The sequence below is a fragment of the Streptomyces sp. NPDC058576 genome, from assembly GCF_042718715.1.
In the GTDB taxonomy this organism is placed as follows: Bacteria; Actinomycetota; Actinomycetes; order Streptomycetales; family Streptomycetaceae; genus Streptomyces.
This window is the reverse complement of record NZ_JBHXPF010000041.1, coordinates 26,403-39,982: the sequence shown is the minus strand read 5'-3', so window position 1 is coordinate 39,982 and position 13,580 is coordinate 26,403. Positions and strand designations below refer to the sequence as shown.

The following is a 13,580-nucleotide window of genomic DNA, read 5'->3' as shown; positions in this document are numbered from 1 at the left end:
CCACAGAGAAAATGACAGGGCGAAGGCGATACGTTCTCTTCGGCCGCCGGTGACCCGCATCGCAGAAAGCAGCCCGTGGGGGGGGGCGATGGCGAAGGTCCCGGCGGCCCCCTTTCTCGCGCTCACTCCCTTATCGCGGGGGTGACCGCCCCCTCTGATTCTCCCGATAAGGCGTCCTCATGTCTCGCGCCGCAGTACACCGCACTCCTCCGGATGTCCGGGAATCTCCGCCGACTTCGCCCGCCCCGCCGTCCCGGAAGCGGCCCGGGCCGGTGAACGTTCTGCATCCGGGGCAACTCACCGTGTGCGTACGGGATTCTCTGCGCAAGCTCCATCCGCGCGAACTGGCCCGGAAACCGGTGCTGTTGGTCGTGGCCGTCGGATCCACGCTGACCACCCTCTCCGCTGTCGCGCATCCTTCCGTCTTCGCCTGGTTCATCAGTTGCTGGCTCTGGCTCACCGTCCTGTTCGCGAATCTGGCCGAGGCGGTCGCCGAAGGGCGGGGGCGCGCCCAGGCGGCGTCGTTGCGCAAGACGCGTACGGACACGGTCGCGCTGCGGCTGGAGCACTGGACGTACGGTGCGAACCTGCGGCACGCCGGGACCGAGGCCGTCACCCCCGCTGAGCTCCAGCCCTTCGACTTCGTCCTGGTCCGGGCGGGCGAGACCGTCCCCGCGGACGGCGATGTGGTCGACGGTGCGGCGATGGTGGACGAATCAGCCGTCACCGGTGAATCGGCCCCCGTGCTCCGGGAGTCGGGCGGCGACCGGTCCGGGGTCACCGGCGGTACGACCGTGCTGTCCGACGCGATCGTGGTCCGCGTCACCGCCCGGCCGGGCGACAGCTTCATCGACCGGATGATCGCACTCGTCGAGGGCGCGTCCCGGCAGAAGACCCCCAACGAGATCGCGCTGAACATCCTGCTCGCCGCACTGACCGCCGTGTTCATCCTCGTGGTGATCACCTTGCAGCCCATGGCCGGCTACGCGGGGGCCGCACAGTCCACGACCGTTCTCGTCGCCCTGCTCGTGACCCTCATCCCCACCACCATCGGCGCGTTGCTGTCCGCGATCGGTATCGCCGGGATGGACCGTCTGGTGCAGCGCAACGTCCTGGTGATGAGCGGGCGGGCGGTCGAGGCGGCCGGGGATGTCAGCACCCTGCTCCTCGACAAGACCGGAACGATCACGCTCGGCAACCGGCAGGCCGTGGCCTTCACCCCGCTGCCGGGTGTGGACCACACGAAGCTCGCGGACGCGGCCCAGTTGTCCTCGCTCGCCGACACGACCCCCGAAGGGCGGTCCGTGGTCGCGCTGGCCGCCCGCTACGGCCTCGTCGCGCCGCGGGAGGACGAGCTGAGCAATCCCCGGTTCGTCGAGTTCACCGCTCGCACCAGGATGAGCGGGGTGAACCTCACGTGGCCCAACGGGGCCGGCTGCGCCATCCGCAAGGGCGCGGCGGCGCAGGTCGCCGAATGGGTCAGGCTGCGCGGTGGCAGCGTGCCGGCCGAGGCCGCGCAGTGGTCCGCGGCCGTCTCCGCGTCCGGCGGCACCCCGCTGCTGGTGGCCGTCCACGACTGGGACGGCCCGAGGGTCCTGGGCATCATCCATCTCAAGGACGTGGTGAAGGAGGGCATGCGGGAGCGGTTCGACGAGCTGCGCCGGATGGGGATCAGGACGGTCATGATCACGGGTGACAACCCGCTGACCGCGAAGGCGATCGCCGAGGAGGCGGGGGTCGACGACTTCCTGGCCGAGGCGACGCCCGAGGACAAGATGGCCCTCATCAAGCGGGAACAGGCCGGCGGCAAGCTCGTCGCGATGACCGGCGACGGCACCAACGACGCCCCCGCCCTCGCCCAGGCCGACGTAGGCGTCGCGATGAACACCGGAACCTCGGCCGCCAAAGAGGCCGGGAACATGGTCGACCTCGACTCCAACCCCACCAAACTCATCGAGATCGTCGAGATCGGCAAACAACTCCTCATCACCCGAGGAGCGCTGACCACCTTCTCCATCACGAACGACGTGGCGAAGTACTTCGCGATCATCCCCGCCATGTTCGCGACCGCCTACCCGGGCCTGGACATGCTCAACATCATGGGACTGCACAGCCCGCAGTCGGCCATCACCTCGGCCATCGTCTTCAACGCGCTGATCATCATCGCCCTCATCCCGCTCGCCCTGCGCGGCGTGCGGTACAAGCCCGCCTCCGCCGAGGACCTGCTGCGCCGCAACCTCGCCGTCTACGGACTCGGCGGCCTGGTCCTGCCCTTCGCCGGTATCAAGCTCATCGACGTCGTCATCTCCACGCTCCCCGGCTTCGGATGACTTCCGTCAGAGGGCCGTCAGGACCGCGTACATGCCCTTGAGCAGCAGGCCACCGGAGCCGTTGACTGGTTGAAGCGGCAGCGGGACCTCCCTTCCCCGGTCAGGTCACCGCTGCCTTCGGCGCGGCGCACAGCCTTCTTCCCCGCGCCGATCCGATTGAGCCCTGCTGCCGGCCGTGCCCGCCCCGGCCGGCAGCAGGCACCACGTGACCACGGCCCCCCAAGGCCGGCCGGCGCTGCCTCCCGAGCCGCTGGTTCCGCTGCGGGGGCGGCCTCCGTCCAGGCCGCCCCCGCCCTTCGTCGCCCGGACGCCGCGGACAGGCTCGTGGACACAGCCCTGACGGCGGCGTCCGGGTGACCGCTCGCCCGCCCCCGAGCAGGAGACCGCTCAGTCATGTAGGCCCTGGAGTCCCGGCTCGGACACCAGCCGCGAGCCCGCCGGGGCGGCGGAGGTGGAGGTCGCGACGGAAACGATGCGGCGAGACCTGCGGTCGACGTGACGCGGTCAGTCGATTTCGGATGCCTGTCGAGGGCGGACGGAGTAGACCTTGTGCCACTGCTCGGCCGAGCGGACCAGGTCGTCGATGACGTGTCGGAGGAACTGGCTCGTGTTCTCCAGTCGGGCACCGGCAGGGGTGGTGACGCCGAGCTTCCGGGCTCCGGCCGCGCAGGCTTCGGCGATCCGGGTCTGGTTGCGCGCGCCGACCATGATGGATTCGAACACCGCGTCGTCTTCGATGACGTAGCGTTCGGCGCGGCTGCGGGGGTCGCGCTCGCGCTTGATGAGTGCCTGGTTCTCCAAGTAGCCGATGGCCTTGGAGACGGAGGCGGGACTGACCCGCAGGCGTCGAACGAGATCCGCGGAAGTGAGGCTGCCGCTGTCGGTGGTGAACAGCGCGGCGAGCACCCTGGCCATCATCTGCGGGAGTCCGGCCTGAATCATCAGCTCCACGCTCTGCGCGCCCACCTCGTCCATGATCCGCGGATCGCGCCCGCCGAGGTCGGACCTTCCCGGTGAGGTCGCCGGCGCGGGGGTCCTGCGCTGACGGACGTACGCTGCGCCCACGTGGTGCGCCGCGTCGGCGTGGTAGCCGCGCGGCCCGCCGTTGCGCATCACCTCGCGGGTGACGGTCGAAGTCGGCCGCCCTATGCGGCGGCCGATGGCGGCGTAGGTCAGCTCCTCGCGCAGCCCTGCGGCGATCTGCTGACGGTCCTGGAGCGTGAGACGGTCGCCGGGCATCAGGGCGTCCTCCACTGTTCGACGTCCGGCCCAGCTTAATGCAACGCATCTCTCATTGCATTACCTGACATCCACCATGCAACGGTTTACCTCTCTCACCTGCATTTATCTCGTTGCTTCACATAAGCGCGATTGACGAATCAGTGCATGCAACGTAACTATTACTGAGCCGTGAAGGTCGGCCGATAGCTCATCGACGGAAGCGAAACCCATGAACACCAACCTCCCTCCCCCCGCCCTCTCGGCGACCGCGGTACGCAAGGCGTACGGCGAGCACGTGGTGCTGAGAGGCATCGACCTCGACATCCCCGCAGGATCGGTCTTCGCGCTCCTCGGCCCGAACGGCGCAGGCAAGACCACCATGGTGCACATCCTGTCCACGCTCATCCGCGCTGACGCCGGCGACATCCGGGTCGCCGGCCACGACGTGGTCCGTGATCCGGACGCGGTCCGTGCCGCGATCGGCGTCACCGGCCAGTTCTCCGCGGTTGACGGTTTTCTCACCGGCGAGGAGAACCTGCTGCTGATGGCCGACCTGAACCACCTGCCCCGCCGGGAACGGCGGTCGTGCGCCACCCACCTGCTCGCGCGGTTCGACCTGGTGGACGCGGCCCGCAAGCCCGCGGTGACGTACTCCGGCGGGATGCGCCGCCGCCTGGACCTCGCGATGACGCTCGTCGGCCGCCCCCGGGTGATCTTCCTCGACGAGCCGACCACCGGCCTCGCCCGCGCAGCAGGCGGACCATGTGGGAAGTCATCCGCCGTCTGGTGACCGACGACGGCGTCACGATCTTCCTCACCACCCAGTACCTCGACGAGGCCGACCGCCTCGCCGACCGGATCGCGGTGCTGCACCACGGAAAGATCGTCGCCCAGGGCACGGCAGAGGAGCTCAAGCGGCAGGTCGGCGGCGGCCACATCACCCTGCGGTTCGCCGACGCACGCGGCCACGACTACGCGGCCCGGACCCTGGACGTGGTGTCCCGCAACGATGAGGCACTCACTCTGCGGGTCGCGAGCCAGGGCGACGTCCGGTCGTTACGGGTACTCCTTGACCGGCTCGACCGCGCCTCGCTCACCGTGGACGAACTCCGGGTCCACACCCCCGATCTCGACGATGTCTTCTTTGCGCTGACAGGCAACCCCGTCGCGGAACAGGAGCCCGTCCGATGAGCACCGCCACCCACGCCTTCACCGACTCGGCGACCATGCTGCGCCGCCAGTTGCGGCACATGCTGCGCTACCCGACGCTCACCCTCACCGCCGCCGGGGTCCCGGTGGTCTTCCTGCTGCTGTTCGTCTACGTCCTCGGCGGCATCCTCGGCAGTGGCCTCGGTGGGGCCGTCGGGCGGCCGGGATACCTACGTGAACTACGTCGTCCCCGGCGTCATCCTGATGACCGCGGCCACTGCTGCGCAGGGCACCGCGATCTCGGTGGCCCTCGACATGACCGAGGGCATCGTCGCCCGGTTCCGCACCATGGCCATTGCCCGGGTCTCGGTGCTCACCGGCCACGTGCTGGGCAGCCTGGCCCAGACCCTGCTGAGCATGGCTGTCGTCACCGGCGTCGCGCTGCTGGTGGGCTTCGAGCCCACTGCGGAATTCGGTGAATGGCTCGGCGTGATCGGCATGCTCATGCTGATCATCTTTGCGCTCACCTGGCTGTCGGTCGCGCTGGCCATCATGGCCAAGAGCGTCGCGGCCGCGAGCAACATGCTGACGCCGCTGATGATCCTGCCGATGATGGGCAGCGGATTCGTCCCCACCGACTCGATGCCCGCCGGGCTTCAATGGTTCGCCGACTACCAGCCGTTCACCCCGTTCATCGAGACCCTGCGCGGGCTGCTGATGGGCACACCGATCGGCAACAACGCGACTCTCGCCATCGGCTGGTGCGCCCTGATCACCCTGGGCGGCTACCTGTGGGCCAAGAAGCTGTACAACCGCGAGCCCACGCAGTGAGCGGCTCAGTTGTCGGCCTTTGACCACCTACCTAGCCGGTCGGGACGAGTCCGCTCGGATTCGAGGCCGGCTCGGGGGGGCACGGCGGCAACTGGTCCCTGGTCGAGCCGGGCGTCCGTGTCCAGGCGGAAGGTGCCGTACGGGCTGACGTTCGACCACAGGACTCCAGGGCCACGTACAGGCTTCTAGAGGTCCGCGGGCGCCTCCAGCAGCCGGTCCAGCTCCTGCCCGGCCCCGTCGTACCCGGCGTCCGAGATCCGTTGCAGCTCGCGCAGATCACCGCTCGCCACCGCGCGTCGGGTGAGCAGGAACCCGGCGCGCGGGGACCCCTCGTCCAGCAGTTCGCTCAGCTCAGTCAGGTCACCGGCCGCGTCGGCGAGGTCGGCCAGGCGGTCCAGGGCCATCTCGTTGCCCTCGTCGGCCAGCTCGCGCAGGGTGTCCCGGTCGTGGTTCGTGTTCGACATGACGCCATGCTGCACCCCTGCCCCACGGGAAGGGTCAAGTGGGACGATGGCCGAGTGATCACCATTGGACAGTTGGCCAGGTCCGTCGGGGTGTCGGTGAAGACCGTCCGCGTCTATCACGACAAGGGGCTGCTCCCCGAGCCGGAGCGCGACGCGTCCGGCTACCGGCGTTACGGCGCGGACGACGCCATCGACCTGATCAAGATCCGTACGCTCGCCGAGGCCGGTGTCCCACTGGCCCGCATCCGGGACCTGCGATCAGCGGACGACGCGTCCTTCCAGCAGGCTCTCGGCCAGATCGACGACGAGCTCACCGACCGCATCCGTGGCCTGCGGGCCACTCAAGACCGCCTGCGCCGGCTCGCCGCCGGACGCCTGGCGCCGCTGCCGGAGGTTGTCGGCGGACATCTGGAGCAACTGGCCCGCTGGGGGTTCACCCGGGACTGGGTGGACCTGCAACGCGACCTGTGGATCCTCGCGTTCGCCACCCACCCGGACCGTGCGATCAAGCTGTTCCGCGACCAGGCCGGGATGCTGGCCGCCCCGGCGCTGCGGCAGCTTTTCCTCGCCTACGACCAGGCGCGCGACCTCGACGCCGAAGACCCCCGCGTCGACGACCTCGCCCACCGCATCGTCGAGGCGACCCGGGAGCGCTACGGGCCGGACGAACTGCCCGAACTGGACGACGGGACCTCCGAGATCCCCGCTCTCATCCAGGGCACGGTCAACGCGTCGTCCCCGGCGTGGCGGCGACTCGACACGCTCATCCGGGCGCGACTGGGCCGATGACCCGGCGCGGGACTCGGGGGACGACGGACGACGCCCGGACGGCGTCGAGGTCCATCAGGCTCCGAGCCGGGCGGACAGCCCGTCGAGGACCCGTTCGAGCCCGTAGGCGAAGTCGTCGTCGCGGATCTGCCGCGGGTGCACGTCCTGCCGGGCGGAGCTCGCCTCCCGCAGCGGCGCGTGGGGCCGCGCGGCCTCGTCGAAGGCCGGGCGCACGTCCGCCACCCACTCCTGCTCGGTTCTGCCGCTGCGGGCGATCAGTGAGAGGTACGCGGCCTCGGAGGTCGCGATCCCGACGACGTAAGCCATGAGCGTCCCCAGAGCCCGTTCCGTCTCGTCCGCCGGGAAGCCCGCCGTCTCGAACTGTGCGAGCAGCCCCGACGCCATCCGCAGGGCGTTGGGGCCGATGTGGACGAGGCCGACCTGGCTCAGCTCCGATGCGATCCAGGGATGGCGCAGGACCATGGCGCGCAGGTCCGCGGCGGTGCGGGCGACCGTCGCGCGCCACGGGTCGCGGCCGGCGGCGGACGGCACCTGAAGCTCGCCGTAGACGTCGTCCACGACCAGCTCGATCAGCTCGTCCTTGTTGGCCACATGCCGGTAGAGGGAAGTGGCCGCGGCTTCCAGGCGGGTACCGAGCTTGCGCATGCTGAGCGCCTCGACGCCTTCCGCGTCCAGCAGCTCGATGGCCGCGGCGACGATCTGCTCGCGGGTCAGCTGTTCCCGCGGGCGAGGGCGCGGGCGGTCCCACACCGATGTGGCCGGCTTCCTGTCGGTCGGCATACGCCCTCGTCTCCCTGGATTCCACTTCCTGCGCCGGACTCTAGCGCACGGCGTACGCATCTTGCGTACAGCGCTCCGCCGTGCGTGCAGTGTTCGCATCAACGAACGCCGTACGCATCACGCGATGCGAGTGGGGGGCCACCATGCTGCAGAACACCGTGACCGAGGCCGAGCGAGGCGACGGAAATGCCCGAGGCCGACGGGGAGTCCGGGCGCCGGAGGGCCGGCAGCTGGACCTCGCCCACTGGCAGGCCCGGCTGGACGCGCTGCGCGCCGAGCACCACGTCCCGGCCGCATCGCTGGCGATCCTCGTCGACGGAACGGTCCATGAGCTCGCCGCGGGGGTGCTGCACCGGGGCACGGGCGTGGCGGCGACGACGGACTCCGTCTTCCAGCTGGGCTCGATCGCCAAGGTCTACACGGCGACCCTGATCATGCGGCTCGCCGAATCAGGCGAACTGGACCTGGACGCACCGGTCGCCGACCTCCTGCCGGAGTTCTCCGTCGCCGACCCCGACGCCACCAGGGCGATCACCACACGCATGCTGCTCAGCCATACGAGCGGCCTCACCTGCGACTTCACCCACGACAGCGGCCGCGGCGACGACTGCCTCGCCCGGTACGTCGAGGCGGCGCGGGACGTGGCGCTCGACTGCCCGCCCGGGACCGGGCTCTCGTACAGCAGCGTCGGATACAACGTCCTCGGCCGGATCATCGAGGTGGTGACCGGAAAAGTGTGGGACGAGGCCCTCAAGGACCTGCTCCTCACCCCGCTCGGCCTCACCCACACCATGACGCTGCCCGAGGAGGCCCTGCGGTTCCGCGCGGCGATGGGGCACCTGGGCGAGGCCGGAAAGGACCCGGAGCCGGCCCCCGCCTGGGATCTGATGCCGCGCTCCGCGGGCCCCTACGGCCGGGTCATCGCCACGGCCGGAGACGTCGCGCGGCTCGCGCGGATGCATCTCGACGGTGGCGTGGCGACGGACGGCACCCGCGTCCTGTCCGAGGAGACCGTCGCCTCGATGCGGCGGCGAGTGGTCGACTCCCCCGACAAGTGGACGGTCAGCGCCGATGGTTGGGGGCTGGGCTGGACCCTGTACGACTGGGCCGGTGTGCAGGGGTTCGGCCATGACGGCGCGTCCATCGGCCAGTACGGCTACCTGCGCGTCGTCCCCTCCGCCGGCGTCGCGGTGGTGCTGCTCACCAACGGCGGCGGGGCGCGGGAGCTGTACGCGGCGCTCTACCGCGAGTTGTTGGCCGAGCTGGCCGGGGTGACGATGCCGGAGCCCTTCGGCCCGCCTGCCGAACCGCCGGTGGTCGACCTCGCGCCCCTCGTCGGTACGTACCGACGCGAGGGCGTGGTCATCACCGTGACCGAACGGGACGGCGCCGGGCACGCGGTGTACGAGTTCGTCGACGGCATGAAGGACTTCTCGGAGCCCCTGGACATCGATCTGGTGCCCGTGTCCGGCACGGTGTTCGCCGGTACGGGAGTCGGCGCGGCGTTCAGCGAGGACTACATGCCGGTGGTGTTCTCCCGCCTGGAGGACGGCACGGGGTGTGTCTACATCGGTATGCGCTGCGGGCCCAAGGTCGCGTGACGCGGTCCGACCGGAGCGGACCTTCGGGGCACCGGGACCGGCACCGGGACGAACACGGGTCACCGGCACGGGCATGGCAGGAACGTACCCGCGCGCCCGCCGTCCCCTGCGGGAAACGCAGGGGACGGCGGACGGCGGGCGGCCGAACCGCCTACGCGCCGATGTCGCGCCGCCGGAAGTCTTCCTGCGTCTCCCGCCGTATCAGCAGGCGTGCCGCGCCTTCGTGCACCGCGACGACCGGCGGCCGGCCGACGAGGTTGTAGGCGGAGGCCATGGACACCTGGTAGGCGCCCGCAACGGGCACCGCGAGCAGGTCGCCGGGGCGTATGTCCCCGGGCAGCGGAATATCGTCTCCGAGCACGTCGCCGGCCTCGCAGTGCCGTCCCACCACCGTGGCCGTGACCGGTTCGGCGTCGGCCGGGCGGCCGATCAGGCGCGGCGCATAACGGGCGCCGTACAGGGCCGGCCGGGGGTTGTCGCTCATGCCGCCGTCGACGGCCACGAACAGCTTCGGGCCCGTGTGCTTGACGGCGAGGACGCGGTACAGGGCCACCCCTGCCGGGGCCGCGATCGCCCTCCCCGGCTCGATGGCCAGTCTCGGCACGGGCAGCCCGGCGGCGGCGCAGCTCGCGAGGAGTTCCGCGTTCAGGCGGCGCGCGAGGGTGGTCAGGTCGAGTGCCGGTTCTCCCGGGCGGTAGGCGACCCCGTGCCCGCCCCCCAGGTCGAGTTCGCGGAAGGTGACGCCATGACTCTCCTTGATCCGGGCCATCAGTCCGACCATGCGCCGCACGGCCACCAGGTAGGGCTTGACGTCGGTGATCTGGGAGCCGATGTGGCAGTGCAGACCGGTCAGTTCGAGCTGCGGCTGACCGAGCACCCGGGCGATGGTGTGCTGGGCGGACCCGTCGGTGAGGGACAGCCCGAACTTCTGGCCGTCCGTACCGGTACGGATCTTCTCGTGGCCGCCCGCCGACACCCCGGGCACCACCCGCACCATCACCTTCTGCCGCCCGGCGGGCCCGACCAGCGCGGCGATCCGGGCGATCTCCGACGGGCTGTCGACGACGATCCGCCCGACCCCCAGGCGTAGCGCCAGCTCGATGTCGCGCGGTGACTTCGCGTTGCCGTGGAGCACCATCCGCTCCGGCGGGAACCCCGCGGCGTGGGCGAGTTCGAGTTCACCGGCGGAACAGACATCGAGCCCCAGGCCCTCCTCGTCGATCCACCGGACCATCGCCCGGGACAGGAACGCCTTGGCCGCGTACATCACATCGGCCTGCGGAAAGGCCGCCCGGTACGTCCGGCACCGCGCGCGTATCTCGTCCTCGTCCAGGACGTAGGCGGGGGTGTCGAAGCGGTCTGCCACATCGGCGAGGGACACCCCGCCGACACTCAGGTGGCCTTGCGGGAGGCGGGCGGTGGAGGCGGGCCAGACGGTCAGATCGTCCAGACCGGCGGGAAGGTCGGTGAGAAGGGGTGCGGACATGGTGGCGTCACCTCGGGAGGCGTGGGCAAGGAGGGCGGTCACAGCGCGCGGGCGGGCACTTCGGCCGCGTACACCGGCTTCGTGCTGACGGCGGGGGCCGAGAGGACCGGATCGACGACGAGCCGGCCGACCCCGAGGGGCGTCGTGAGGGCGCGCAGAGCCGGCTCGGCGAGCAGAATCGCGGGCTGCCCGTCGCCGAGCGTCGCGGTCAGCAGGTCCTCGCGGGTGAAGCCGACGGCCGTGCGCTCCCCCAGCGGCGTACGGAACACCCGCAGCGCGGGGCCCGTAGCGTGCGGTCGGACGGGCACGAAGAGCAGCCCGGCCGGGGCCTGTTCATCGGGGTCGGGGTCCTCGGCGTACGAGAAGAGGCACATGGTTTTCCTCCGGGGTGAGCGCGACCGGCCGTTGCCGTGCCGCGTGACGTCGAAGCTATGCCCACCCCGGCAGGTATCGGGCTGTGACCTGACGCAACTTTGACGGACATCGACCGTTTCATACGGATCGCTGACGCTCCCGGCCACCGGCCCGCCGTTCAATGGAACGGTGGAACAGGACGAGACGGGGGACCAAGAAGTGCGGCAGAGAATCGTGGTCGGCGTGAACGGCTCCCTGGGGAGCCTGGCTGCCCTCCACCGGGCCGCTGCTGAGGCCCGGGAACGCCACGCGCACCTGCACGTCGTGCTGGCCTGGCAACTGCCCGGCGGCGGCTTGGGAGGCCGCGCCACCTACGGCGCCGCCGTGCTCCGGGAGTGCCGGGAAGCCGCTGTCGAAGACCTGCGCACGATCCTTGACTGCGCCTTCGCCGTCAGGAGGCCGGGCGTCACGCTGTCCGGGCTCACCGTGCGCGGCGAGCCCGGGGCGGTCCTGGTCGAAGCCGCCCGGTCGGGCGACGACCTCCTGGTGGTGGGTACGGGCCTACGAGGCAGATGGCTGCCCGGGATACGGCCGTCAGTGACCCGCTACTGCCTGGAACACGCGACCTGCCCCGTCCTCGCGGTCCCGCCGAACCCGCTCGAGGCCGAACTCACCGCGGCACGCAGCGCCGGCTGGTCCCTGCCGTACATGCCCGAAGAGGGGAAACGATGAGACTGCGGGGCATGGCAACGCACCGGCCAGGGAGCTCACGGCCCACCCAAGACCCAGCCGCAGGCCCTGATCGTCGCCCTCCAGGTCGGACCGGCAGTCAGCGGTTCGCCCGGCCGCGGGATGCTCCGTCTCCGGCTGCGCCTTCCAGCGCTTCCCCTACCTTGTCCACGGCTTCCTCGACGGTCTGCCCGCGCGGCAGATCCGGTGGGCTTCCGACAACGGCTCGTTGAGCGAATCCCGACTCGACATGGTCAAGCCGCAGGTCCAGGACATGCACGCCCTTGCGGCGTTGCTCACGACGGACGGAGGAGAGCCAGGACGCGAGTGCCGCTTTGGACGCGGTGTAGTCCGCCATGCCGGCCGGGGCCATGTCGACGACGACCCCGGTGACAGCGGCCACGAGACCTCCTCGCGGAACCAGAGGCAGGGCGGCGCGCAGAAACGCCATGGGTGCCAGGGCATTCACGGTGACCAGGTGTTCGGCGACCGCGTCACCGACGGTCTCCGCCGGTCCGAAGCCGGCGACCCCGACGCAGACGACGACGGCGTCGAGGCCGTTCAGTTCTTCGTGGGCCCACGTGACCGTGCCGGCGCAGGAGTCCAGGTCGTAGGCGTCGAAGCGTCGGGACGGTACGTCGCCGCAGACGCCGGCGAGCCGTGCCAGGGCCGCCCTGTCGCGTCCGGCGACAGCGATGTGCGCTCCCTGCCGGTGCAGCCGCTCGGCGAGTGAGCTGCCGATGGCGCCGGTGGCTCCGGGGACGAGGATGCGTGCACCTGCGATCTTCACTCCGACTCTCCTGTCTGCGGTTCCCGTGAAAAGACTTCCGGCCGGGTGCGAACGGGGTGTGCGGCACACCCTGATGCGGTGACCGGCTCGGCGGTGACACACGCCATCCCACCTCAGCGATCGCCTGATCCGGACAAGCGTGAGCGTCGGAATCCGCCGCCAGGCCCAGGGGTACGGCTTCGGCGGTGAAGATGGCGGAAGAGCGGATCTGCGTGGTGAGGTGGGGACTCCTGACAACTCGTGAGACGGGGAGCGCTTCTTCCGATGACCGCACAGCCCATACGCCCTGAGCGCAGCCGCCCTGAGACCGCGTCGGTCATGGATGTCTCGCCGTTCAAGCCTTCTCTGATCAAAGCGGTGGTCAGAGACGTGACCCCCATGCACGTCTCTCGATCGGCCGCCCGGGCCGCCGCGTCGGTGACGCGGACAGTGCTGACGGAGATCATCGAGGGCGCGAGGAGAGCGGCCGCGGCGGAAGCCCGGAAGAAGCTGTTTCCCGGTGACCTTGTCTCAGCGATCGACCGGAACGTCGAGCTCGAAGTAGGGGGAGAATGGTACGACCACAGCCCGACGTTCCGAGGTCTGACCGGTGTCCTGTACGACGCCGAGGGTGTGATCGTGCCTTCCCGTAAGCGCAGCCGGTCGCGGAAACCGAGTGCGGTGGTCGGCGCCCACAGGTTCGAGGCCGGGGTCAAGAAGCTGCTGTCGAGTCAGGGGGCGACCGCCGCCCCGGCGATGGTCCGCGACCTGAACGGCATAGCGAGCGCATTCCTGACGGACCTCGCCCGGGACGCGGCTATGGTCGTCCGCGAAGGCGGGGTCAAACGCTTCGGTACGGTCACCCTGGTAGCGCCGGGCGAACCGGGCGAACCGACCCCACCCCCACACCTCGTGGATCCCCTCCAGGCCCCGTCCGCCCGCAGAGGGGACGGACGGACCATCGGCAGCGATGACATCCTGGCCGCCACCACGATTCAGTTGTTCGGCGGCAACCTCAGGCAGCGAGCCCTCGCCGAGGCACATGAGGCGATACAGGACGCTTCGGCCGGCTGAGCC

Annotated in this window: 11 protein-coding genes and 2 pseudogenes; 7 read left to right on the top strand and 6 right to left on the bottom strand. The window is 70.4% G+C overall.

Annotated elements, in window-relative coordinates:
* The first annotated feature begins 179 nt into the window (after nt 1–179).
* Nucleotides 180–2,330: a potassium-transporting ATPase subunit KdpB gene (kdpB, locus tag ACFWRV_RS25450; protein ID WP_384338057.1), complete on the top strand. Its 2,151-nt coding sequence runs from the start codon at nt 180–182 to the stop codon at nt 2,328–2,330.
* Nucleotides 2,331–2,834: 504 nt separating this feature from the next.
* Here kdpB and ACFWRV_RS25445 read toward each other — a convergent pair.
* The gene (locus ACFWRV_RS25445; protein WP_384338056.1) at nt 2,835–3,569 is read right to left on the bottom strand and encodes a helix-turn-helix domain-containing protein; all 735 of its coding nucleotides are present in this window, start codon (nt 3,567–3,569) and stop codon (nt 2,835–2,837) included.
* 211 nt (nt 3,570–3,780) lie between these two features.
* Between ACFWRV_RS25445 and ACFWRV_RS25440 the strand changes: the two are divergent.
* Nucleotides 3,781–4,742, top strand: a pseudogene (locus ACFWRV_RS25440) (ATP-binding cassette domain-containing protein).
* A pseudogene (locus tag ACFWRV_RS25435) lies at nt 4,739–5,531 on the top strand (ABC transporter permease). The pseudogenes ACFWRV_RS25440 and ACFWRV_RS25435 overlap by 4 nt, the downstream one beginning before the upstream one ends.
* A 185-nt stretch (nt 5,532–5,716) precedes the next feature.
* On the opposite strand, the gene ACFWRV_RS25430 reads toward ACFWRV_RS25435, so the two are convergent.
* Nucleotides 5,717–5,995, bottom strand: a complete 279-nt coding sequence (locus ACFWRV_RS25430) for a hypothetical protein (RefSeq protein WP_384338055.1) — start codon at nt 5,993–5,995, stop codon at nt 5,717–5,719.
* A gap of 54 nt (nt 5,996–6,049) precedes the next feature.
* Between ACFWRV_RS25430 and ACFWRV_RS25425 the strand changes: the two genes are divergently transcribed.
* Nucleotides 6,050–6,784, top strand: a complete 735-nt coding sequence (locus ACFWRV_RS25425; RefSeq protein WP_384338054.1) for a MerR family transcriptional regulator — start codon at nt 6,050–6,052, stop codon at nt 6,782–6,784.
* A gap of 54 nt (nt 6,785–6,838) precedes the next feature.
* On the opposite strand, the gene ACFWRV_RS25420 is transcribed toward ACFWRV_RS25425, so the two are convergent.
* Entirely contained in the window at nt 6,839–7,564 is a 726-nt protein-coding gene (locus tag ACFWRV_RS25420) for a TetR/AcrR family transcriptional regulator (RefSeq protein WP_384338053.1), read from the bottom strand.
* A 143-nt stretch (nt 7,565–7,707) separates the two neighbouring features.
* On the opposite strand from ACFWRV_RS25420, the gene ACFWRV_RS25415 reads away from it, so the two are divergent.
* Nucleotides 7,708–9,165: a serine hydrolase domain-containing protein gene (locus ACFWRV_RS25415; RefSeq protein ID WP_384338052.1), complete on the top strand. Its 1,458-nt coding sequence runs from the start codon at nt 7,708–7,710 to the stop codon at nt 9,163–9,165.
* 151 nt (nt 9,166–9,316) lie between these two features.
* Here ACFWRV_RS25415 and lysA read toward each other — a convergent pair whose 3' ends face one another.
* The gene (gene lysA, locus ACFWRV_RS25410; protein WP_384338051.1) at nt 9,317–10,651 is read right to left on the bottom strand and encodes a diaminopimelate decarboxylase; all 1,335 of its coding nucleotides are present in this window, start codon (nt 10,649–10,651) and stop codon (nt 9,317–9,319) included.
* Between the two features lie 38 nt (nt 10,652–10,689).
* Nucleotides 10,690–11,025 carry an SAV_915 family protein gene (locus tag ACFWRV_RS25405; RefSeq protein WP_384338050.1) on the bottom strand — a complete coding sequence of 112 codons (336 nt, stop codon included), beginning with the start codon at nt 11,023–11,025 and terminating at the stop codon, nt 10,690–10,692.
* A 199-nt stretch (nt 11,026–11,224) separates the two neighbouring features.
* Between ACFWRV_RS25405 and ACFWRV_RS25400 the strand changes: the two genes are divergently transcribed.
* The gene (locus ACFWRV_RS25400; protein WP_384338077.1) at nt 11,225–11,737 is read left to right on the top strand and encodes a universal stress protein; all 513 of its coding nucleotides are present in this window, start codon (nt 11,225–11,227) and stop codon (nt 11,735–11,737) included.
* Between the two features lie 97 nt (nt 11,738–11,834).
* On the opposite strand, the gene ACFWRV_RS25395 is transcribed toward ACFWRV_RS25400, so the two are convergent.
* Nucleotides 11,835–12,524 carry an SDR family NAD(P)-dependent oxidoreductase gene (locus tag ACFWRV_RS25395; protein WP_384338049.1) on the bottom strand — a complete coding sequence of 230 codons (690 nt, stop codon included), beginning with the start codon at nt 12,522–12,524 and terminating at the stop codon, nt 11,835–11,837.
* 264 nt (nt 12,525–12,788) lie between these two features.
* Here ACFWRV_RS25395 and ACFWRV_RS25390 point away from each other — a divergent pair, with 264 nt between their 5' ends.
* Nucleotides 12,789–13,577 carry a hypothetical protein gene (locus ACFWRV_RS25390; RefSeq protein ID WP_384338048.1) on the top strand — a complete coding sequence of 263 codons (789 nt, stop codon included), beginning with the start codon at nt 12,789–12,791 and terminating at the stop codon, nt 13,575–13,577.
* Nucleotides 13,578–13,580 lie beyond the last annotated feature (3 nt).

Bases quoted from the DNA above. Each gene is read 5' to 3' on its own strand.
- kdpB (WP_384338057.1), top strand. From the start codon at position 180: ATGTCTCGCGCCGCAGTACACCGCACTCCTCCGGATGTCCGGGAATCT.
- ACFWRV_RS25445 (WP_384338056.1), bottom strand. From the start codon at position 3,569: ATGCCCGGCGACCGTCTCACGCTCCAGGACCGTCAGCAGATCGCCGCA.
- ACFWRV_RS25430 (WP_384338055.1), bottom strand. From the start codon at position 5,995: ATGTCGAACACGAACCACGACCGGGACACCCTGCGCGAGCTGGCCGAC.
- ACFWRV_RS25420 (WP_384338053.1), bottom strand. From the start codon at position 7,564: ATGCCGACCGACAGGAAGCCGGCCACATCGGTGTGGGACCGCCCGCGC.
- ACFWRV_RS25415 (WP_384338052.1), top strand. From the start codon at position 7,708: ATGCTGCAGAACACCGTGACCGAGGCCGAGCGAGGCGACGGAAATGCC.
- lysA (WP_384338051.1), bottom strand. From the start codon at position 10,651: ATGTCCGCACCCCTTCTCACCGACCTTCCCGCCGGTCTGGACGATCTG.
- ACFWRV_RS25405 (WP_384338050.1), bottom strand. From the start codon at position 11,025: ATGTGCCTCTTCTCGTACGCCGAGGACCCCGACCCCGATGAACAGGCC.
- ACFWRV_RS25390 (WP_384338048.1), top strand. From the start codon at position 12,789: ATGACCGCACAGCCCATACGCCCTGAGCGCAGCCGCCCTGAGACCGCG.